The sequence below is a fragment of the Streptomyces cathayae genome, from assembly GCF_029760955.1.
Lineage (GTDB): Bacteria > Actinomycetota > Actinomycetes > Streptomycetales > Streptomycetaceae > Streptomyces > Streptomyces cathayae.
This window is the reverse complement of record NZ_CP121682.1, coordinates 4,737,518-4,759,526: the sequence shown is the minus strand read 5'-3', so window position 1 is coordinate 4,759,526 and position 22,009 is coordinate 4,737,518. Positions and strand designations below refer to the sequence as shown.

The following is a 22,009-nucleotide window of genomic DNA, read 5'->3' as shown; positions in this document are numbered from 1 at the left end:
GCCCTCTCTCCCTCGGCCGGTCCGCAGGGACCGCCCGACCGCCATCAGCAGCGACGTCTGGCTTCGTCCCAAGCTACACCGACCGGCCCGGTCCTCCCCAGTGAGTCACCGAACACATCAGGCCGACCCTCGGACACGGAGGCCGAACACGGACGGCCGGGGCCAGATCCGGGGCCGGGGTCAGTGTTCCGTCCGGGCCGGGCCGCCGGGGGTGGCCTCGGCGTCGGCGCCCTTGGCGGATTCGGCCTCGCTGTAGATGTCGGGCTCCAGGTAGATCACGCGGGCGATCGGGACGGCTTCGCGGATGCGGGACTCGGCGGCGTCGATGGCGGCGGCGACCTCCGCGGCCGTGTCGTCGTGCCGTACGGCGATCTTCGCGGCGACCAGGAGTTCCTCGGGGCCGATGTGGAGGGTGCGCATGTGGATGACGCGGGTGACGGTGTCGCCGTCGACGACGGCGGCCTCGATCTTCCGGGTCTCCTCGGCGCCCGCGGCCTCGCCGAGCAGCAGCGACTTCGTCTCCACCGCGAGGACCAGGGCGATCAGGACGAGCAGGACGCCGATGCAGAGGGTGCCGACGCCGTCCCAGACGCTGTCGCCGGTCAGCAGGGCGAGCCCGACACCGCCGAGGGCGAGGACGAGGCCTACGAGGGCACCGAGGTCCTCCAGGAGGACGACGGGCAGTTCGGGGGCCTTGGAGTGGCGGACGAACTCCTTCCAGGAGCGCTTGCCGCGCAGGGCGTTGGACTCCTTGATGGCGGTGCGGAAGGAGAAGGCCTCGGCGATGATCGCGAAGACGAGGACACCGACCGGCCAGTACCAGTGCGTGAGCTCGTGCGGGTTCTTGATCTTCTCGTAGCCCTCGTAGAGGGCGAACATGCCACCGAGCGAGAACAGCACGATGGAGACGAGGAAGGCGTAGATGTAGCGCTCGCGGCCGTAGCCGAAGGGGTGTTGCGGGGTGGCCTGTCGCTGTGCCCGCTTCCCGCCGACCAGCAGCAGGGCCTGGTTGCCGGAGTCGGCCACGGAGTGCACCGATTCGGCGAGCATCGAGGAGGAACCGCTGAAGAGGAACGCCACGAACTTCGCTACCGCGATCGCGGCGTTGGCGGCGAGTGCCGCGACGATCGCCTTGGTGCCGCCTGACGCGCTCATGTGTTCGCGTTGTCCCTTCGTACGCCGTTCACGGGCCCGGGCGGACGTCTTCGTACGCCGCCCGGGCTCCGACTGTCCTTTGACGGGGGGACATTGTTGCAGCCCGATCGGGCTAAGGGTTGTCAGAAAAGCGCCATCGGTGGGTCAGATGACGACAGTGGCCCTGAACAGGGTTCCGGTGCCGGAGACGTCGGCCTTCTCGCCCGCCGGTACGAACACCGAGGTGCCCGGGGACAGCTCGTGCTCACCGGCCCGTACCGAACCGGCCGTGCAGAGCAGGATCTGCGGGGTGGCCAGCGTGAGGTCGTGAGTGGTGCCGCCGGCCGGGAGGACGTAACGGGAGAGCCGGAACTCGTCGGTGGGGGTTTCGTAGAGTTCCTCGCCGTCCGGTGCGGCCTCCGGGCGCAGCACGCCGGGGTCGCGGGGCTCGAAGCGGACGATGCGCAGGAGTTCGGGGACGTCGACGTGCTTGGGGGTCAGCCCGCAGCGCAGGACGTTGTCGGAGTTGGCCATGATCTCGACGCCGAGGCCGTTCAGGTAGGCGTGCGGAACGCCGGCTCCGAGGTAGAGGGCCTCGCCGGGCTGGAGCCGGACGTGGTGGAGGAGCATGGCGGCGATGACGCCGGGGTCGCCCGGGTAGTGGCGGGCGATCTCGGCGTACGGGGCGTGGTCGCCGCCGAGGCGTTCGCAGGCGGCGGCCGTTTCCGTGACGGTCCGGGTCACCTCGTCGCGGTCGGCGGTGAGGATCGCGGTGAGGACCTCGCGCAGGGCCGCGTCCTCGGGGCGGGCGCGCAGCAGGTCGACGTACGGCTTGAGGGAGTCCACGCCGAGGGCGTCGAGCAGTTCGGCGGCCTGCCGCGGGTCGCGGAAGCCGCACAGACCGTCGAAGTCGGTGAGTGCGCAGACCAGTTCGGGCTTGTGGTTGGCGTCCCTGTAGTTACGGTGCGGGGCGGTGACGGGGACACCGCGTCGCTCCTCGTCCGCGTAGCCCTCCTTCGCCTGGTCCAGGTCGGGGTGGACCTGGAGGGAGAGGGGCCCTCCGGCGGCGAGGAGTTTGAGGAGGAAGGGCAGGCGCGGGCCGAACTTCGCGACCGAGGCCGCGCCGAGTTCCCGCTCCGGGGCGGCGTCGATGACCTCGGCGAGCGTGCCCCGGTCGGTGCGCGAGGGCGCGCCGGGGTGGGCGCCCAGCCACATCTCCGCCTGTGGCTCGCCGGTCGGTTCGACGCCGAGCAGTTCGGCGATGGCGGTGGTGGAACCCCAGGCGTAGGGGCGGATGGTGTTGTCGAGGCGATCCATCGGGTTCTCTCTGGGTCCTTCGGCAGGTTCTCGTACGGGGGGCGGGCCGTCTCGGGTCGGGCCGCCCCGGGCATGATCAGGCTCCCGAGGTGAGCGCCAGGTAAACGGCGGCGAAATCCGTGACGGCGATCAGTTCGGCGAGGGTCTCCAGTTCGCCGCCCTCCTCCGGTTCCAGTTCGCTGATCGGTGTGTCGTGGCTGAGGGCCAGTTCGCGGGCGGCCGGGGCGGCGGTGAGGCCGCCGATCGGACGGTCGCGGAGCAGCACCACGCGTGTGTGCAGCGCGGGCAGCTCCTCCACGCGGTCGCGGAAGAAGTCGTCCGGGTTGGCGCGGGCGGCGAGTGGGCCGGCCAGCAGGGCGCTGTGCACGCCGAGCGCCTCGGGGAGTTCGGCGACGACGGCGGGGTTGCCGGACAGTTCCGCGAGCGCGGCGGCGAAGCGGCGGCCCGCCGGGCCGGCCGAGGTGCCCTCGGTCCATACGACGGGGAGCGAGTCGGCGAGTTCGGCGGCCAGGGTCTTGGCGGGGTTGTTGTAGATGGCGATGGCCGGGCCGCAGCGTTCGGCGATGCGGTCGAGCCGGTCGGCGACCTTCTCCAGGGCGTCCGGCGGGGCGGTGAGCAGGCCGGTGCGGTCCAGCAGTGCGAGCAGCGGGGTGAGCAGCGCCCACAGGGCTCCGGGGGCGGAGGAGGCGAGCGGTTCCTCCTGCTCGTCCTGCTCGTAGGGCGCGGTCGCCATGGGGACGAACAGGCCATGGGAGCCGTTGACCGCGTCGGCGAGCGGGGTGCGGGCGGGGGCCACCGCGACGACGGTGCAGCCGCGCCGGTAGGCCTGTTCGGAGAGCAGGGACAGGCCCGGTTCGGTGCCGTCCGGGGTGGCGATCAGGAGCAGGTCCACGGAGCCGGCCCAGCCGGGCAGTTCCCAGCGCAGGGCGCCCGCGGCGGGGGCCACGCCGGTGGGCGCGAGCCGGGTGACGGGGCTGCCGGCGCCGGCGAGGGTGCCGAGGAGGTCGGCGGTCTGGGTGGCGGCGGCGCCGGGGCCCGCGATCAGCACGGCGCGGGGACGGCCGTCGGGCTTGAGGTCGTGGACACCGGCCTCGGCGGCGTACCGGGCGGCGGTGCGGACGCGGGCGCCCGCTTCGGCGGCGCCGCGGAGCAGCCCGCGGCGGTCGGCCTCGGCGAGGCCCTCCGGTGAGTCGAGCAGCGATTCGTCGATCATGGGCGGCAGCCTTCGAACGGCGGGGCGGCGGGTCGCGGGGCGTCGGTACGCGGGGCGGCGGGTCGCTGATGCGCAGGGTCGCCGGGGCGTCGGTTACCCGGGGCGGCGGGCCTCGTCGACGAGGAGGACGGGGATGCCGTCGCGGATCGGGTACGCCAGGCCGCATTCCTCGCCGGTGCAGATCAGCTCACTGTCCTGCTCCTTGAGGGGGGAGTGGCAGGCCGGGCAGGCGAGGATCTCCAGGAGGCCGGTTTCCAGCGGCATGAGGGGGTTCCCTTCGGGGCGGGCGTATGCGGATGTGCCTGGTCAGGGTACCGCCGGTGGAGCCGGTGCGGGCGGGCGGCGACCGTCGGGCCGGCACCCGCCCCGCCCGTGCGGGGCGGGTGCCGTGGGGCTTCAGCCTCGGATGATGTCCAGGGCCTCGTCGCGGACCCTGGTCATGGTCGCCTCGTCGCGGGCCTCGGCGTTCAGGCGCAGGAGGGGCTCCGTGTTGGAAGGGCGGACGTTGAACCACCAGTCGGCGGCGGTGACGGTGAGGCCGTCCAGTTCGTCCAGGGTGATGCCCTCGCGGCCCTCGTACGCGGCCCTGATCGCGGTGAGCCGGGCCGCCTGGTCGTCGACCGTGGAGTTGATCTCGCCCGAGCCCACGTAGCGGTCGTACTGGGCGACCAGGTCGGACAGGGTGCCCTGCTGGCCGCCGAGGGCGGCGAGGACGTGCAGGGCGGCCAGCATGCCGGTGTCGGCGTTCCAGAAGTCGCGGAAGTAGTAGTGCGCCGAGTGCTCCCCGCCGAAGATCGCGCCGTGCGTGGCCATCTCGGCCTTGATGAAGGAGTGGCCCACGCGCGTGCGTACCGGTGTGCCGCCGTTCTCCTCGACGACCTCCGGCACCGACCAGGAGGTGATCAGGTTGTGGATGATCGTGCCCTTTCCGCCGTTGCGGGCCAGTTCACGGGCGGCGACCAGGGCGGTGATCGCGGACGGGGGGACCGGTTCGCCCCGCTCGTCGACGACGAAGCAGCGGTCGGCGTCGCCGTCGAAGGCGAGGCCGAGGTCGGCGCCCTCCTCCCGGACCCGCTGCCGCAGATCGACGAGGTTGGCCGGGTCGAGCGGGTTGGCCTCGTGGTTGGGGAAGGTGCCGTCGAGTTCGAAGTACATCGGGACGACGGTCAGCGGCAGGTCCGCCAGCACCGTGGGAACGGTGTGCCCGCCCATGCCGTTGCCCGCGTCGACGACGACCTTCAGGGGGCGGCCGGCGGTCAGGTCGACGAGGGAGCGCAGATGTGCCGCGTAGTCGCCCAGCGTGTCCCGCCGGGTGATCGTTCCCGTCGGGCCGACCGGCTCGGGGGCACCCGTCTCGCTCCATTTCTCCACGAGTTCACGGATCTCCGCCAGCCCGGTGTCCTGGCCGACCGGGGCGGCACCCGCGCGGCACAGCTTGATGCCGTTGTACCGGGCCGGGTTGTGCGAGGCGGTGAACATCGCGCCGGGCAGGTCCAGCGCGCCCGAGGCGTAGTAGAGCTGGTCCGTGGAGCAGAGGCCGATCTCGGTCACGTCGACGCCGTGGGCCGCGGCCCCGCGGGCGAAGGCGCCCGACAGTCCGGGCGAGGAGGGCCGCATGTCGTGGCCGGTGACGATGGCACTCGCGTCGGTCACCCGGGCGAAGGCCGCGCCGAAGAGTTCGGCCAGGGGCTCGTCCCACTGGTCGGGGACGATCCCACGTACGTCGTACGCCTTCACGATCTGTGACAGATCAGCAGCCACGGCCAACCCTTCCGAAAGTCCTGTGGTCACCACAAACTACCCGCAGCGGACGACACTCCGCTGCGGGCGTTCGTTGTGGTCCGGCGGGTCTCGGTCAGGGCAGCATCCACCCCAGCGCCGTGGTGCTCTGCCCCACCACGATCAGGCACATCAGGAGCAGCAGACCGAGGCTCCAGGGCAGCACCTTGCGCAGCAGGTCTCCCTCCTTGCCCGCCAGCCCGACGGCGGCACAGGCGATGGTGAGGTTCTGCGGCGAGATCATCTTGCCGAGGACACCGCCCGAACTGTTCGCGGCCGCCAGCAGGTCGGGCGACAGCCCGGACTCCCGGGCGGCGGTCACCTGGAGGGCGCCGAAGAGGGCGTTGGCCGAGGTGTCCGACCCGGTGACGGCGACGCCGAACCAGCCCAGCACGGGCGACAGGAAGGCCAGTCCGGCACCGGCCGCGGCCACGAAGTAGCCGATCGTCGCCGCCTGGCCGGAGAGGTTCATGACGTAGGCGAGCGCCAGCACGGAGGTCACCGTGAGGATGGCGAAGCGCAGTTCGTACACGGTCGCCGCCCATTCCCTGACCGCCACGCGCGCGTGCACACCGAGCACGACCGCGGTGGCCACCCCGGCGAGCAGGACGAGGGTGCCGCCGGTCGAGACGAGCGGCCAGGTGAACACGTTGGCGCCGACCGGCTCCCCGTTCGGCGCGGCGACGTCGAGGAAGGGCCAGTCGGTCTTCCGGGTCGCCCCGGCCAGCCAGTCCTTGACCACCGGGATCTGCGCGACGGAGAAGACCACCACGATCAGCGCGTACGGGGCGTACGCCCGCAGGACCTCACCGCGCGGGTCCTCCTCGTCCAGTTCCTCGCTGCGCACGCCGGTCAGTACGGAGGTGCGTACGGCCTCGGAGGCCGGCACGCGCGCATGCGGTACGGCGACCAGGGCGCCTGCGCCCGCCATGGCCGCGGCGATGTCGGCGAGTTGCGCGGAGACGTAGTTGGACGCGACGAACTGGGCGACGGCGAAGGCGACCCCGCACACCACCGCGGGCACCCAGGTGTCCCGCAGTCCGCGCCGCCCGTCCACCAGCCAGACCAGCACCAGCGGCACCACGAGGGCCAGCAGCGGGGTCTGGCGTCCGACGACGGACGCCACCGAGTCCAGCGGCAGCCCGGTGACCTGGGCGAGCGTGACCACCGGGGTTCCCATGGCGCCGAACGCCACCGGCGCGGTGTTGGCGACCAGCGCGACGATCGCGGCACGCACCGGGTCGAAGCCGAGCGCCACGAGCATCACGGCGGAGATCGCGACGGGGGCGCCGAAACCGGCGAGCGCCTCCAGCAGGGCCCCGAAGCAGAAGGCGACGACCAGGGCCTGGATCCGCGGGTCGTCGGAGAGCCGGCCGAAGGAGCGGCGCAGGATGTCGAAGTGCCGGGTGTGGACCGTCATCCGGTACACCCACAGCGCGTTGACGACGATCCACATGATGGGGAAGAGGCCGAAGACGGCTCCCTGGACGGCGCTGGAGGCCGCCTGGTCCCATGGCATGCCGTACGCCAGGCAGGCCACCAGGACGGCTCCCAGCAGCCCGATCAGGCCCGCCAGGTGCGCCTTCATGCGGAAGCCGCCGAGCAGGACGAGGACGATCACGAGGGGTAATGCCGCCACGAGGGCGGAGAGACCGAGTGAGCCGGCGACTGGTTCCAGTTCCTGGACGTACACGGACGCGCCTCCTGGATTCCGCGATGCGAAAGAGGTTTCTCGCTACGTGCCGGGAATGGTCGTGTCCCCGACAAGCGTGCGTCAATGGGCGTGCGGCACCTTACTGACGGGACAGGCGGGACCGGAGGGAAGAGCACGGAGAAGACCGCGAGGAGGGAGCGGGGAGCGGCGGAGCGCGACCGCGGTCAGTTGTCGGGAGAGCGGAGCACGCGCAGATGACCGCGGCGTGCGACCTCCATCGGGTCCGCACCGCGTCCCGCACCGCCGACCGCTCGCTCCTGGGGGCGGGCCGCTTCGCGCACCGCGTCCGCGAGCGCTTCCAGATCGTCCCCGCTGGGCTGCGCGGGAGCCGAACCGTCGAGCAGGCGGACGACCTCCCAGCCGCGCGGCGCGGTGAGGCGCTCGGAGTGCTCGGCGCACAGGTCGTAGCAGTGGGGTTCGGCGTAGGTGGCGAGCGGGCCGAGGACCGCGGTCGAGTCGGCGTAGACGTACGTCAGCGTCGCGACGGCGGGACGGCCGCAAGCGGTGCGCGAACAGCGACGTACAGGGCTCACGGTGTTGGACGGTACCGCACTCTTGAGCGGGTCGCGAAGACTCCCCACCCGGACGTTCCCTCGTGTCGTGGCCTGAAACACCTCACCCGCCCCCGTGGGCACACGTCGTTGACCTGCCCCGACGCCCGTGTTCGAGGCACCCGCGCCCCTCGCTCCGGTCATCAGTTGGTACAAACACCGTCAAATACCTTGAGATCACCGGCCTGCGAAAGATATCGAATCGAGCTGAACCTTGGCCGGAATGGTCATGTGACGACATGCCGTTCCGGGCGGACCGGCACCGCGCCCCGGCGCCATGCGGGTGTCGCGGGCCCGAGGCCGTGTGGGGGCCGGGCACGTCGGACCGGCGGAGACTACCCTTCACCCTGATGGACACCCCTGTGACTCCCCGTGCCGCCGACCGCGGGCCCCGCCGCCGTGATCGCCACGGCCGGGGCATGCGCGGGCCGATCGCACCGCCCCAGGTGCCGCTCGCCGCCAGCCGCGCGGAGACCTTCGCCGATCTCGTGCAGGACTCCGTGGAGCGGCTGGAGCGGCGTTGGCCTCAGCTGACCGACATCGATTTCCTCGTCCTGGAGGTGCCGCGGCTGGACGGGCCCGGACTTCAGTGGAGCGACGAGGCGGTGCCGCTGGGCGGCACCGTGCCGGGCCGGGAGGGGCACCCCGCGCGGGTCGTGGTCTACCGCCGGCCGGTGGAGATCCGCACCAAGGGACGCGACGAGCGGGCGGCGCTGGTCCACGAGGTCGTCGTGGAGCAGGTCGCCGAACTGCTGGGGCTGACGCCGGAGACCGTCGATCCCCGGTACGGGGAGGACTGAGCGGCGGCTCCGGCATCCGCTCCGCCGAAGGGCCCCTACCTCTGCAGGACCGACAGGTTCTCCTCCGCCTTCGGTACCGCCACCAGGCCCCGGTCGTCGGGAAGGGTCTGGACGGTGAAGGCCGGGAGGCCGTCGTCGGTGACGGAAAAAGTCCGGGACGCGTACACGGGGGTGCCGTCCGACTCGGGTTCGATCGTCAGGGCGTACGTGCCCTTGACGCCGTCCGGGACCGGGGCCTCGATGTGCTGAGTGGTGCCGGCCTTGATCGTGTACGTCTCGGACGCCGGGGTGCCGCCCTCGCTGCCCGCGGACGCGGTGACCTTGATCTTGGCGGTGCCCTCGGGCGCGGTCACGGCGAGGGTGCTGCCCTCGGCCGTGTTGCCGACGCTGGTGGCGCGCAGGCCGACCGGGCGGGCTGCCGGGACGAAGGCCGACTCCTGGTTGTCGCCCTTGCCGCGCAGTACCCGGACCGCCGCCACGACCGGCACCGAGCGGCCCGTCGGGGTGAGGACCAGGGAGCCCGCCTCGCCGCGCGTGACGTCACCGAGGTCGACGGCGGTCGTCATGCCGCCCTTCACATGCACCGTCTCGTTGCCGGCCGGTGTGATCAGCCCGGAGGGCGAGGCGAGCCGCACCTTCAGGTCGGCGTCCACGCCTCCGGGGGTGAAGGCGACCAGGCGCACGGCGGTGGCGTCCTCGGGGATGCCGGGCAGGACCAGGCTGCCCGCGGGGTCGGCCGACGCGGTCAGCCAGTCACCGCCGAGCGTGTTGTCCAGGGCCTGCACGGCCGCGCCGATCCGCCCGCTGCGGACGACGACGTGCACGGTCACATCCGTCTGCTCCTCGTCGGTGAGCGTGGACAGCAGCACCGGCTCGGCGGAGTGCGGCCGGACCGTGATGCCCTCTCCCGCCTCCGTCTCGAGGACGCCGTCCTTGCCGTAGACCTCGATGTCCACGACGGCCGCGGAGTCGTCGGGGTTGGTGAGGTGGACGTAGTCGGTGCGCTCGGTCGCGGTGCTCGCGCCGGGGAACCAGAACTCCGTGTCGGGGGCGGCGCAGTTGACGCCCTGCAGGCCCCGGCCGAGGCCCGCGGCGACCTCGGTCGTCTGCTGCACGGTCCACCCCGGGGCGAGGCGGCCCTCGGCGGTGCCGACGAGCGCCGGCTCCTCGCCTCCGGAGACGTCCGCGACGACCGGTTTACCGGGCTCCTTGGGCTCGAGAACCGGCTTCTCGGCCTTCTCGCCGTCGGCGGCCTTCTCACCGTCGGCGGCCTTCTCACCGTCGGCGGCTTCCTCGCCGTCCTCGGCAGGATCGTCGCCGTCGCCGTCCTTCGCGTCCTCCGCCGCGGACCGGCCTTCGGCGGCCGACCGGAGTGCGGCCCTGCCCTCGCTCTCCGCGCCCTTCGTGACGGGCGTGAAGGACGTGTACGTCGTCTCGGCGAGGTCGGAGGTGCTGGGCGTCGGGCACAGCAGGCTGGTGCGTTCCACGGGCAGGTGCGCGGCAGCGGCCTCGACGCCGTCGTCCGCGGCCGTGGGGTCCGGCGCGGACAGCACCGCGAAGCCGGTGACGGCGGCGAGTGCGGTGGCTCCCGCGATCAGGGACAGGGTGGTGCGGTTCACTGCTGGCTCCCGTCGGAACGCTCACTGCCCGGCTGAGGACGGTGCGGCTGCTCGGGGTCGTACGACGTGTCGTAGCCCTGCGCGTAGGTCTGGTCGTAGCCCTCGTAGCCCTGTCCGTACGTCGCGGGGTCGTACGGCGGCTGCTGCTGGGGCGTGCCGTCGTAGGCGTACGGGTCGTACTGGCCGCCCTGGTACTGGTCCGCGGGGTACGTCCGGCCGTACTCGTCCGTCACGTACTGCTGTTGCTGTTGCTGTTGCTGTTGCTGTTGCTCCTGGTACTGCTCGGCGGGATAGGCGCCGTCGTGCTCGGGGGCCGGGTAGCTCGACGCGTCCCACTCGTCGTAGGACCGCTGGTGCGGGACGGCCCCGGGGGCCGGCTCCGGCGGGGTGTCGAACCCGTCGTCCTCCGCGCCCGTGTCCTCACCCGCTTCCCCGTGCGTGCCCGCCTCCTCGGCGGCGGCCTGCGCCTCCGCCTCGGCCTGGGCGCGCAGACGGCGGGCGCGGCGGCCGTCACCGGCGAGCTCCTCGGCGGTGACGGCCGGTTCCTCGGGCAGATCGTCGTCGATGTCGCGGCGCCGGCCGGGCAGGGCGAGGACGACGAGGACGACGGCGAGCAGCCCCTGTGCCCACATCCATGCGGTGTGGGTGATCGGGTCGTCGTAGGTGACGTCCAGTTGTCCGCCGGTGGCGGGCAGTGTGAAGCCCTGGGCCCAGCCGTCGACCGTGGTGGGGGTCAGCGGCTTGCCGTCGAGGGTGGCGGTCCAGCCCTCGGCCGCGGAGTCGGCCAGGCGCAGGACGCGCCCCTCGGAGCCGTTCTGGATCTTCGTGTGGATCTCGACGGGTCCCGCGGCCACGGGCTGCGACTCGCCCTCACTCCCCTTGCCGGGGACGATGCTCGCGCGGGCCACGTCCTGGTCGACGCGCCACAGCGCGCCGCCCGCCTGCTGGCTGAGCCGGGTCAGGCCGGGAGTGGCGTCCAGGACGCGGGTCACGTCGCGGGGCGCGCCCGGGTGGACGAGGACGTAGCGCACCGCGAATCCGTCGAGCTGGTCGGCCTGGTCGGCGCCCGAACCGGCGACGAGGTTGGCGACGACCTTGTCCAGCCCGCTGTTCCCGCTGTCCGAGGCGGCGATCTCGGCGTCGCCCATCCGGGCGCCGGAGCCGCGGACCAGCACGTAGTCGACGCGGGCGGCGGAGTCGCTGGCGAGGACGAGGGTGCGGGCCTGGTCGCGGGTGCCGCTCTCCTCGGCGACGAACGCGGGCACCTGCACGGGGTCGCGGCGCTGCAGCGGTCCGTCGGCGCCGCGGATCACCCAGCCGGCGGCGGCCAGCAGCGGGCCGACCGCGCAGGCGAGGGCGATCAGGGCGGCGACCGGCTGACGCCAGCCGAAGCTCTGCTCGGCGACCCGTGCTCGGGCACCGTCGGCACCGAGGGCGGCGGCGGCCAGCAGGGCGATGCCGTAGACGAGGGTCGCGGGTCCCGCCCAGGCGGAGCCGTTGGACAGGACCGCGAAGACGAGCCCCACCAGGGCGGCCGTCCAGGCGGCGCGGACGGCGAGGGTCCGCTCGGAGCGGAGCAGGGCGGCGAGGGCCGCGAGCACGATGCCGATGAGCACCGCCCCGCCGGCCGCGCCGGGCCCGCCGGGGCTCGCGCCGAGCAGGTCGAGGACGGAGGCGGCGGAGGGGCCGTACTCCAGGCCCGCTTCCTGGAAGAAGCCGAACGGGAGCAGCGACAGCGACCAGGGGGCCAGCACCACCAGCGGCGTGCCGAGCTGGGCGAGGAAGCGGAGCCCGTACGCCGGGAGGTCGGACCTGCGCAGGGCGAGGACGCCGATGCCGAGGATCAGGGCGATGGGCCACACGATCGGGGTGAACGCGGTGGTGACGGTGAGCAGCAGCGCGTACGCCCAGGTCGCGCGCCAACTGCCGCGGACGTCCGAGGGGTTCGTGAGTCCGCTCGCGGCGACGCCCGCGCGGGCGATCAGCGGCAGCAGCACGGCGAGGACGGCGGTGCCGATCCGGCCGCCGGCCAGGGCACCGGCGACGGCGGGCAGGAAGGCGTAGGCGACGGCGGCCCACGCGCGCAGCAACCGGGACTCGACGAGCGGGCGGGAGGCGAAGTACGCGCTGAAGCCGGCCAGGGGCACCGAGCCGACGAGCAGGACCGTTACGGCAACCCCGGGGGAGCCGAGCAGCAGGGTGCCCAGGGCCGCCACGACGGCGAGGTAGGGCGGCGCGGACCCGGTGCCGCCGGCGCCCACCGCGTGCCAGGTGTCGGTGTACCGCGCCCAGAGGTCGGCGGAGTCGGCGGGGACGGGGAGCAGGGCGCCGCCCGCGAGCGCGCCGCCGCCGAGGAGTTCGCGGCAGGCCGCGAGGGAGAGGAACAGCAGGGCCAGGAAGAGCACCGGGCCGGGCTTGCGGGCGATCCGCTTGAGCCGGGCGAACTGCTCGACCTGCAGGAAGTCGGCGTCGTCCCCGCCGGGCCCGGACTCGACGGCGCCGCCGTGCCGTCCGGCGCCGGAGGTGGCTTCGGGGTCGGAGCGGCCGACGAGACTGCTCGCGGCCTGCTCGACGGTCACGCGGACGGTCGCGCCGGGGGGCGGGAACAGCGGCCGCAGTTCGCCCTTGTCGACCTGCGGGCTGCCGCGGTGGCGCCGTCCGGCGAGGATGCGCTCGGGGCGCAGCAGGGTGCCCACGAGACCGCGGATCTCGTCGACGGCCTGTCCGGGGGCCTTGCCGACGAGGTAGGCGAGGGTCCGCAGCAGGGTGCCGAGGACGACCCGCAGCAGCACCCAGGGCAGGGTCGCGGTCCGGGTGTTGACGAGCAGGGTGTAGACGGCACCCGCCTTGTCCACCTTGTGCGGGGAGGCGGCGGTGCGGCCCACGCAGTCGACGGCGCGGCGCTCCCGGGAGGCCGCCTCGGCGTGCCGCACGACCGCGTCGGGGGCTATCAGCACCCGGTACCCCGCCGTGTGGGCGCGCCAGCACAGGTCGACGTCGTCACGCATCAGGGGCAGGTGCCGGTCGAAGCCGCCGAGTTCTTCGAAGACGTCACGGCGGACCAGCATGCCGGCGGTGGACACCGAGAGCACGGACCGGACCTGGTCGTGCTGGCCCTGGTCCTGTTCTCGGCGGTCCAGGCCGGTCCAGCGGCGGCCGGAGTTGGCGATGGAGACGCCGACCTCCAGCAGTTGCCGGCGGTCGTACCAGCCGCGCAGCTTGGGGCCGACGACCGCGACGTCGTCACGGCCGAGCTCGTACTCGTTGTCCACGACGCTCAGCAGCCGGGCCAGCGCGTCGGGTTCGGGGGCGCAGTCGTCGTGCAGCAGCCACAGCCACTGCACCGGCTCGCCGTGCGGGAGGTCGGGCAGGTCGTAGGCGTCGTCGTGCCAGCTGCGCGTGACCGGGTCCCAGCCGCTCGGCCGCTTCAGATAGGGCAGGTCGTCCGGGGTGAGGTGCGGCGCGGCCCGGTCGCACTCCTCGACGGCCTGGCCGAAGCCGGTGCGCCGGGCGAGGTGCAGGACGTGGTCGTCGCCGAGGGCTTCGGTGACCAGTCGGGCGGAGTCGTCACCGCTGCCGGTGTCGGCACCCATGGCGAACTGGACGGGACGTTCCTGGCCGAGTAGCCCGGCGAGCGCGTCGGGCAGCCAGCGGGCTCCGTCGTGGGAGACGAGGACCGCGGTCACCACATGACGCGGGAACTCTGGAGCGGCAGCTACGTCTTGACGGGCTGCCGGGTGACTGTGCACGGACATCGAGGTACGGGCCCCGGTTCGGTGGACTGTGGGGGACGCCCGTGCCCGGTGGGGGCGGCGTGACGTCTCGGACGAGCGCCCACACTATCGGCTGGGCGGCAAGGCGGCCCGCCGCCTGTGGACAACCCACCCGCGACGGGCCGCACTCGACACACGCCTCATATGAACATATAGAGAACATCTGACACATGCACGAGCATGACGTGCATATGAATGTGACGCCCTGGGTGCGGCACACCGGATGTGACACACCGTTCACCGGCGGTGCCCTCAGACCACCGCCTTCTTCAGTCGACGCCGCTCCCGCTCGGACAGGCCGCCCCAGATACCGAAGCGCTCGTCGTTGGCGAGGGCGTATTCGAGGCACTCGGAGCGGACCTCACAGGCAAGACAGACCTTCTTGGCCTCTCGGGTGGAACCGCCCTTCTCGGGAAAGAACGACTCGGGGTCGGTCTGGGCGCACAGCGCGCGCTCCTGCCAGCCGAGTTCCTCGTCCGCGTCATCGACCAGCAGTTGCTGCACCAGCTCCGTCATGTGCGCCCCTCGTCTGTCTTTCGCATCCCCGTGTCGCTGCCGTTACCTGTCCTGGCCAAACGACACGAGTGAAATTACAAGTGTGCTGCTTCGGGCGAGTCAAGCCGAGATCTGCTATTGGCACCCTTATTCACTCTGCGGAACCAAGCTCAAGCCGAAAGTGTTCAAATCGCCATAAACCTTGACACGCCGACGACCTCGACAGAGCTTCCCACCCCGCGCGGACCGTCCACCAGGAAGGACGCCCGGTCGATCGACCCCGTTGTCGCACCGGCGCCGCAGCGAGCCGGATCACATTCGGATCACAGGAACGCGACGGCACTTGCGTGCCCGGCCGTGCGCACCTTGTGTCCCCGGAATCACATGAGCAAACCTTTCGCCCCGCAGGTGAACCGGATGGAGTGAACCGTGTCCCACAATCCGGGCGTCGAGTTGACACTGGAGGTGTGAACCGCTGTCCTTGTGGGCATGCTCGCGAATTCGGCACTCGCCTCGACCCGCTCCGCCGGGTCCCTCGGTGCTGCCCGCGCTCGCTGTAGCTGTCACTGTTCCGGTTGTTGAGCCCAACGCGCTCCGACCCTTCGAGTCACCCTCGACTCGAGACTTCTTTCCTCAGCTTTCCTGAGCTCCCACCGGGGCACTCCTCGCCGCCGTCCGCGACCCGGACGCACGCGACAGCACACGCTGTGGTCCCCCGCCTCCCCCCGCTCCCCGACCGCTTCTCCGCCGAGGAACACCGCATCCCATGAACAGCGACAGCGACCTCCAGATCGCCGGCGACATCCTCGAAGTCCCCCACCTGCTGCAGACCCCGCGCGAGCACCCGGCGACCGTCGCCGAGTTCGTCGGGCTGGCCCGCTCCCTCGCCGCCGACCGCTCCTCGTGGGAGTACCTGGTGCGGTACGACGCCACGACGCGCTGGTACCACCGGCTGCGCACGGGGCCGGGCTACGAGGTGTGGCTGCTGTCCTGGGTTCCCGGCCAGGGCAGCGGACCGCACAGCCACGGCCCCTCCTCCGGAGTCATGACCGTCCTGGACGGCACCCTCACCGAACGCACCGAGCGCGGCACGCGCACGCTGACGGCGGGTGCGAGGGGGGTCCCCCCGCTCGAGCGAAGCCGAGAGTGGGGGAGGGTCTTCCCACCCGGCTATGTGCACGAGGTCGTCAACGACACACTGGAGTCGGCGGTCAGCCTGCACGTGTACTACCCGGGCCTGACCGAGATGCCGGTACGCCCCCTCGCCCCGCACTGCGAGGCACGGCCGGTGTCCGGGGCCCTGACCGTCTGACACGGTGCCACGGCCGGCCCGGTGGCTGACACACTGTTTCCCATGCGCATTGTGGTTCTGGCAGGCGGCATCGGCGGTGCCCGTTTCCTACGCGGTCTGAAGCGGGCCGCGCCGGACGCGGACATCACGGTCATCGGCAACACCGGGGACGACATCCACCTCTTCGGGCTGAAGGTCTGCCCGGACCTCGACACGGTGATGTACACGCTCGGCGGCGGCATCGACGAGGAGCGGGGCTGGGGGCGGACCGACGAGAGCTTCCGTCTCAAGGAGGAGCTCGCGGCGTACGGCGTCGGCCCGGGGTGGTTCGGGCTCGGTGACCGGGACTTCGCCACCCACATCGTGCGGACGCAGATGCTCGCCGCCGGATATCCGCTGAGCGCGGTGACCGAGGCGCTCTGCGACCGCTGGCAGCCGGGTGTCCGGCTGATCCCGATGACCGACGACCGCGTCGAGACCCATGTCGCCGTCACCCTGCCCGCCGACGACCCGGCGGGAACCGCGGCGGGGGCCGCGGCCCAGACCGCGGGACCCGGCGAGCGCAGGGCGATCCACTTCCAGGAGTACTGGGTACGGCTGCGGGCGTCGGTCCCGGCCGAGGCGGTCGTGCCGGTCGGCGCGGAGCAGGCCAAGCCGGCGCCGGGCGTGCTGGAGGCGATCGCCGGGGCGGACGTGATCCTCTTCCCGCCGTCCAACCCGGTCGTCTCCATCGGCACGATCCTCGCCGTCCCCGGCATCCGTGAGGCGATCGCCGACGCGGGCGTGCCGGTGGTCGGCCTGTCGCCGATCGTCGGGAACGCGCCCGTGCGCGGCATGGCCGACAAGGTGCTCGCGGCGGTCGGCGTCGAGTCCACCGCGCCGGCGGTGGCCGAGCACTACGGTTCGGGCCTGCTGGACGGCTGGCTGGTCGACACGGTCGACGCGGCCTGTGTGGAGCGTGTCGAGGAGGCCGGTATCCGGTGCCGGGCGGTGCCGCTGATGATGACCGACGTCGACGCGACCACGCGGATGGCGCGGGAGGCACTGGCACTGGCGGAGGAGGTGCGGTCGGTTTGAGCGACGTGAACGACATGGACCACATGAACGACATACACGACATGAGCGACGTGAGCGACGTGAGCGACACCGTGGACGGCACCCGCGTGCCCGACGACCCGCACGCGGGCGGCGCGGCGTCCGCGGGGTACCGGGTGTGGGCCGTCGCGGGCCTGCCCGAGGTCCGGCGGGGGGACGACCTGGCCAAGCTGATCGCGGCCGCGGAGCCGGGGCTGGCCGACGGTGACGTGCTGCTCGTCACCTCCAAGATCGTCTCCAAGGCGGAGGGCCGGATACTGGAGGCCTCCGACCGGGAGGCCGCGATCGACGCGGAGACGGTACGGGTGGTGGCCCGGCGCGGCGCCCTGCGCATCGTGGAGAACCGGCAGGGCCTGGTCATGGCCGCGGCCGGGGTCGACGCGTCCAACACCCCGGCCGGCACGGTGCTGTTGCTGCCCGAGGACCCGGACGGGTCCGCGCGGGCGATCCGCGCGGGCCTGCGCGACGCCCTGGGGGTCACGGTCGGCGTGCTGGTCACCGACACCTTCGGACGCCCCTGGCGCGCGGGTCTGACGGACGTCGCGATCGGCGCCGCGGGCGTTCACGTGCTGGACGACCTGCGCGGCGGCACGGACGCGCACGGCAATCCGCTCGGCGCCACCGTCGTCGCCACCGCCGACGAACTCGCCGCGGCGGGCGACCTGGTCAAGGGCAAGGCCGCCGGCCTGCCGGTGGCCGTCGTCCGCGGGCTGCCCGGCCTGGTCACGGCCGACGACGACCACGGCGACGGCGCACGGGCCCTGGTCCGCGACTCCCGCGACGACATGTTCCGGCTCGGCACGTCGGAGGCGGTCCGGCAGGCGGTGACCCGGCGCCGCACGGTACGGGCCTTCACCGACGAGCCCGTCGACCCGGGATCGGTGCGCCGCGCGGTGGCCGCGGCCGTGACGGCCCCGGCGCCGCACCACACCACACCGTGGCGTTTCGTCCTGCTGGAGTCCCCCGGGTCCCGTGTCCGTCTGCTGGACGCCATGCGGGACGCCTGGATCGCGGACCTGCGCCGGGACGGAAAGACGGAGGAGTCCATCGCCCGGCGCGTCCGCCGCGGCGACGTCCTGCGCAACGCGCCCTGTCTGGTCGTGCCCTGCCTGGTCATGGACGGCTCGCACACCTACGGGGACGCGCGGCGGGACGCCGCCGAGCGGGAGATGTTCGTGGTCGCGACGGGCGCCGGGGTGCAGAACTTCCTGGTCGCCCTGGCCGGTGAGCGGCTGGGCTCGGCCTGGGTGTCGTCGACGATGTTCTGCCGGGACGTGGTCCGCGAGGTCCTGGACCTGCCCGCGGACTGGGACCCGATGGGCGCGGTCGCGGTCGGCCACCCCGCCGAGGACCCCCGGCCACGGCCGGAGCGGGACGCCGGCGCGTTCATCGAGGTGCGGTGAGCCGGACGCGCGGGGCGCCTACCCTCGTAGGAGCCCCACTCCGGTAGGGCTACCCGCGCTCTCCCCTTCTTCATCTTCTTCATCCGTATCTCCCCACTCCCCGGAACCCTCTCTGTGGCAGGACGTTTCGCTCCCCGGCCCGCTCGCACGACCGTGCGAGGCGGACGGACCGCCGTACCCACGAGGGTGCCGCGCCAGGCACCGGTCCCGGCCCTGGTGCGGACCTGGGTGCCGGACGGGCCGCTGGACCTCGGTCTGGTCCTGGCGCCGCTGCGGCGCGGGCCCGGGGACCCGACGTTCCGCGCGCTGCCGGACGGCTCCGTCTGGCGGGCGAGCCTGACGCCCGCCGGGCCGGGGACGCTGCGGGTGACGCGGCACGGCGGCGAGGTGCGGGGCGAGGCCTGGGGTCCCGGCGCCGACTGGCTCCTGGAGCGGCTGCCGGACCTGCTCGGGGCCGCGGACGACCCGGCGGCGTTCGTCCCCCGGCACAAGGTGCTGGCGCTCACCCGGCACCGGCGTCCGGGACTGCGGCTGCTGCGGACCGGGCTGGTGCTGGAGTCGTTGATCCCGTCGGTCCTGGAGCAGAAGGTCACCACGGACGAGGCGTACCGGGCGTGGCGGCTGCTGGTACGGAAGTACGGGGAGCCGGCGCCCGGGCCCGCGCCCGACCGGATGGCGGTGATGCCGTCGCCCCGCACCTGGGCGCTGATCCCCTCCTGGGAGTGGCACCGGGCCGGCGTCGACACCAAGCGGGCGTCCACGGTCCTGCGGGCGGTGCGCGTCGCCGCGCGGCTGGAGGAGGCGGCCGGGATGACTCCGGCGGCGGCGCGGGCACGGCTGGAGCTGGTGTCGGGTATCGGTCCGTGGACGTCCGCGGAGACGGTGCAGCGCAGTCACGGCGCGGCGGACGAGGTGACCGTGGGGGACCTGCACCTGCCGGGCATCGTGGGGTGGGCCCTCGCCGGGGACCGGGACGCGGACGACACGGTGATGCTCGAACTGCTGGAGCCGTACGCCGGGCAGCGGCACCGGGCGGCCCGGCTGATCCTGCTGAGCGGGAGAACGCCGGCCCGGCGGGCTCCGAAGAGGCCGCACTGGGACATCGGACGGCTCTGAGGCCCGAGCCCCCGGCCGCCCGATCCCCCAGCCGTCCGCGCCTTCGACCGCCCGAGCCGTCAACCGCCCGAGCCCTCAGCCGTACCGGTACGTGCCCGGTCTCCGTCCGGCTACTCGTCCGAGGAGAACCGCACCGCCCCCGCCGGGATCCGGGCGTCGCACCACACCCGCGCCCCGTCCCGGAGTTCGTTGCGGGCGCCGATGACCGCGCCGTCGCCTATGACCGTCCCGGTGAGGACCGACCGCTCCCCCACCCGCGCGCGGGTGCCGATCAGCGAGTCGGTGACGACCGCGCCGGGTTCGATGACCGCACCCGGCAGGATCGTGCTGCCGAAGACGCGCGCGCCCTCCGCCACGAACGCGCCCTCGCCCACCACCGTCCCGCCCGCCAGCTTGGCGTCCGGTGCCACCCTCGCCGTCGGCAGGACCAGCCGGTCGCCGCAGCGCCCCGGGACCGCCGGGGACGGGGCACGGCCCAGCACCAGGTCCGCGGAGCCGCGGACGAAGGCGGCCGGGGTGCCGAGGTCCAGCCAGTACGTGGAGTCGACCAGGCCCTGGAGGTGCGCCCCCGCCGACAGCAGGTCCGGGAACGTCTCCCGCTCCACCGACACCGGCCGGCCCGTCGGGATCGTGTCGATGACCGAGCGGCGGAACACGTACGCCCCCGCGTTGATCTGGTCGGTGACGATCTCCTCGGGCGTCTGCGGCTTCTCCAGGAACGCCAGGACCCTGCCCGTGTCGTCCGTGGGGACCAGTCCGTACGCCCGCGGGTCGGTCACCTTCGTCAGGTGCAGCGAGACGTCCGCGCCCGTCGTCTCGTGGGTGCGCACCAGCGCCCGGATGTCCAGGCCCGTGAGGATGTCGCCGTTGAAGATCAGCACCGGTTCGTCCGGGCCGGAGTGCAGCCGGGAGGCGACGTTGCGGATCGCGCCGCCCGTGCCGAGCGGCTCCGCCTCCGTCACGTACTCGATGTGGAGCCCCAGCGACGACCCGTCGCCGAAGTACGGTTCGAAGACCTCGGCCAGATAGGACGTGGCCAGGACGATGTGCTCGACGCCCGCCGCTCTCGCTCTCGCCAGCTGGTGCGTGAGGAAGGGCACCCCGGCGGCCCGGACCATGGGCTTCGGTGTGTGCACCGTGAGCGGGCGCAACCGCGTGCCCTTGCCGCCGACCAGGAGGATCGCTTCTGTCACCTGTCGTCTCTGCTTCCTGCCGGGACCGGCCGAACTGTCTTTCGGCCGGCCAGTTTATGCAGACCGTTCCACAGCGCTTTCGACGGTGTGTCCCCGGCAGGGGGAACCGGCCCGGCGGCTCCGCGCGGTTCAGCGGCCCTGGTAACCGGCCGCCGTGGAGCGGGCGGTGCCGAGCTGGTCGTAGAGCTTCCCCCCTGGGCACACGGTGTTGAACCCGTCCCGGTGACCGGAGATCACGTTCAGTCGTACCCTCGTGCCTTTTGTGTAGAGATTGCCACCCTCGGACGTCAGATATGTCTCCGCGCCCGGATCCACGCCGTACAGCCCGAGCTTCCACGCGGCGAGCCGGGCGACGCCCTTCACCGCCGCGTCCGACGGATCCGTGGAACTGTACGTGCCGAGAACCGCCACCCCCATGCTGTGGGAGTTGAACCCCAGGGTGTGGGCGCCCAGGACCGGCTCCGCCACTCCCCCGGCGCGGCCCTCGTAGACCTTCCCGCACTTGTCGACGAGGAAGTTGTAGCCGAGGTCCCGCCAGCCCATGCTCTCCGTGTGGTAGCGGTAGATACCGCGGATGAGTGAAGGCACCTCCTCGCACGTGTAGTCGTTGCCGGAGGCGGTGTGGTGCACGAAGGCCGCACCGACCTCGTCCGTGTAGACGAACCCCTTCTCCCGCAGGCTCTCGTCCGCCCCCCAGTCGGCCCGCGTGACGATGTCGGGGCGCGGGGCGGTGTACGGATTCGCCCGCTGCCGCGTGACCGCGCCCTTCCGCCGCACGCCCGTGCCGTCCGCCGGGCCGTCCGCGGTGCCGGCCGCGGACGCGCTGCCCTCACCGGGGTCGATGAGTTCGAGGCGCATCCCGGACGGCAGCGGCAGCACGGTGCTCTCGGCGGCCTCGGCGCTCTCGGGACCCTCGGCAGCCGTACCGGTGTGCCCCGGACCTCCGGACTCCGCCAGGACCCTGATCTCCACGCCGTCCGAGTCGCCCACCCACAGCGGTGCGGTGGCGCCGCGGACCCGGCCCGAGGCGCGTTCCCCGGTGCCGGAGGTGCCGGGGTCGGCCGCGTGGTCGGCGTTGCGGGCCTCGACGTCCCGCCAGTCGGACCAGGAGCCGGTGCGGGCCCCGCGGGTGCGGACCTGGACCTGGCCGTGGAGTTCGGCGGCGGGGTCGTCCCAGACGACACCGAGGAGGGAGAAGTTCCGTACGGACCGGGGGGTCAGGCCGAACGTTGCGGCGCCGGAGGCACGGTCGGGATCGAGGGGTTGCAGGGGCAGCGACTCGGTGCTGCCCGTGGTACCGGACTCGGCCGTCACCGCCGCACGGGGGACCGCCCGGGCCGGCTGCCCCGGTCCCGCGCTCGCCGCGACGGCGGACGGCGCGAGGGGGAGCACAAGAGCGGTCGCGCAGGTGACACCGATGACGGAAGCAGGAATTCTATGCATGCCCCCGATCCTGGACATAGTCACACAAATCTGTCCATCGGGGAATTGACGGGCTGTCGGGGCCCGTGCCACC

General features: G+C 72.9%; 17 protein-coding genes. 5 read left to right on the top strand and 12 right to left on the bottom strand.

Annotation, left to right across the window (positions count from 1 at the left end; translation table 11 throughout):
- Positions 1–180: 180 nt before the first annotated feature.
- The 7 genes from PYS65_RS21830 to PYS65_RS21800 all read right to left on the bottom strand — a co-directional run bounded on the left by PYS65_RS21830 (position 181) and on the right by PYS65_RS21800 (position 7,738).
- Entirely contained in the window at positions 181–1,155 is a 975-nt protein-coding gene (locus tag PYS65_RS21830; RefSeq protein WP_279335622.1) for a cation diffusion facilitator family transporter, read from the bottom strand.
- 144 nt (positions 1,156–1,299) lie between these two features.
- Entirely contained in the window at positions 1,300–2,451 is a 1,152-nt protein-coding gene (gene manA, locus PYS65_RS21825) for a mannose-6-phosphate isomerase, class I (protein WP_279335621.1), read from the bottom strand.
- Positions 2,452–2,527: 76 nt separating this feature from the next.
- On the bottom strand, positions 2,528–3,664 hold the full coding sequence (locus tag PYS65_RS21820) for an SIS domain-containing protein (RefSeq protein WP_279335620.1): 1,137 nt from the start codon (positions 3,662–3,664) through the stop codon (positions 2,528–2,530).
- 93 nt (positions 3,665–3,757) lie between these two features.
- Complete coding sequence (locus tag PYS65_RS21815) at positions 3,758–3,928, bottom strand: Trm112 family protein (protein ID WP_279335619.1); 171 nt, start codon at positions 3,926–3,928, stop codon at positions 3,758–3,760.
- 132 nt (positions 3,929–4,060) lie between these two features.
- Positions 4,061–5,425: a phosphomannomutase/phosphoglucomutase gene (locus PYS65_RS21810; protein WP_279335618.1), complete on the bottom strand. Its 1,365-nt coding sequence runs from the start codon at positions 5,423–5,425 to the stop codon at positions 4,061–4,063.
- Between the two features lie 94 nt (positions 5,426–5,519).
- Complete coding sequence (locus tag PYS65_RS21805; RefSeq protein WP_279335617.1) at positions 5,520–7,136, bottom strand: L-lactate permease; 1,617 nt, start codon at positions 7,134–7,136, stop codon at positions 5,520–5,522.
- A gap of 185 nt (positions 7,137–7,321) precedes the next feature.
- A complete protein-coding gene (locus PYS65_RS21800) occupies positions 7,322–7,738 on the bottom strand; it encodes a DUF3499 domain-containing protein (protein WP_279335616.1) in 417 nt (138 codons plus the stop codon).
- Positions 7,739–8,058: 320 nt separating this feature from the next.
- Between PYS65_RS21800 and PYS65_RS21795 the strand changes: the two genes are divergently transcribed.
- On the top strand, positions 8,059–8,508 hold the full coding sequence (locus tag PYS65_RS21795) for a metallopeptidase family protein (RefSeq protein ID WP_279335615.1): 450 nt from the start codon (positions 8,059–8,061) through the stop codon (positions 8,506–8,508).
- A 35-nt stretch (positions 8,509–8,543) separates the two neighbouring features.
- Here the strand turns inward: PYS65_RS21795 and PYS65_RS21790 are convergent, their stop codons facing one another.
- From PYS65_RS21790 to PYS65_RS21780, 3 genes are all read right to left on the bottom strand, one after another.
- On the bottom strand, positions 8,544–10,127 hold the full coding sequence (locus PYS65_RS21790) for a DUF5719 family protein (protein ID WP_279335614.1): 1,584 nt from the start codon (positions 10,125–10,127) through the stop codon (positions 8,544–8,546).
- Positions 10,124–13,882 (bottom strand): glycosyltransferase, encoded by a 3,759-nt coding sequence (locus tag PYS65_RS21785; protein ID WP_423836108.1) that lies wholly within the window; start codon positions 13,880–13,882, stop codon positions 10,124–10,126. The genes PYS65_RS21790 and PYS65_RS21785 overlap by 4 nt, the downstream gene beginning before the upstream one ends.
- 270 nt (positions 13,883–14,152) lie before the next feature.
- Complete coding sequence (locus PYS65_RS21780; RefSeq protein ID WP_109380992.1) at positions 14,153–14,416, bottom strand: WhiB family transcriptional regulator; 264 nt, start codon at positions 14,414–14,416, stop codon at positions 14,153–14,155.
- Between the two features lie 745 nt (positions 14,417–15,161).
- Between PYS65_RS21780 and PYS65_RS21775 the strand changes: the two genes are divergently transcribed.
- From PYS65_RS21775 to PYS65_RS21760, 4 genes are all read left to right on the top strand, one after another.
- On the top strand, positions 15,162–15,707 hold the full coding sequence (locus tag PYS65_RS21775; protein WP_279335612.1) for a cysteine dioxygenase: 546 nt from the start codon (positions 15,162–15,164) through the stop codon (positions 15,705–15,707).
- A 42-nt stretch (positions 15,708–15,749) separates the two neighbouring features.
- Positions 15,750–16,763, top strand: a complete 1,014-nt coding sequence (cofD, locus tag PYS65_RS21770; protein WP_279335611.1) for a 2-phospho-L-lactate transferase — start codon at positions 15,750–15,752, stop codon at positions 16,761–16,763.
- The gene (locus PYS65_RS21765) at positions 16,760–18,184 is read left to right on the top strand and encodes a coenzyme F420-0:L-glutamate ligase (RefSeq protein WP_279335610.1); all 1,425 of its coding nucleotides are present in this window, start codon (positions 16,760–16,762) and stop codon (positions 18,182–18,184) included. The genes cofD and PYS65_RS21765 overlap by 4 nt, the downstream gene beginning before the upstream one ends.
- Before the next feature lie 114 nt (positions 18,185–18,298).
- Entirely contained in the window at positions 18,299–19,300 is a 1,002-nt protein-coding gene (locus tag PYS65_RS21760) for a DNA-3-methyladenine glycosylase family protein (RefSeq protein WP_279335609.1), read from the top strand.
- A 110-nt stretch (positions 19,301–19,410) separates the two neighbouring features.
- On the opposite strand, the gene manB is transcribed toward PYS65_RS21760, so the two are convergent.
- Both manB and PYS65_RS21750 read right to left on the bottom strand, forming a co-directional pair.
- Positions 19,411–20,493, bottom strand: coding sequence for a mannose-1-phosphate guanylyltransferase (gene manB / locus PYS65_RS21755; protein WP_279335608.1), 1,083 nt, complete (start codon positions 20,491–20,493; stop codon positions 19,411–19,413).
- Positions 20,494–20,622: 129 nt separating this feature from the next.
- Complete coding sequence (locus tag PYS65_RS21750; protein WP_279335607.1) at positions 20,623–21,936, bottom strand: peptidoglycan recognition protein family protein; 1,314 nt, start codon at positions 21,934–21,936, stop codon at positions 20,623–20,625.
- Between the last annotated feature and the right edge of the window lie 73 nt (positions 21,937–22,009).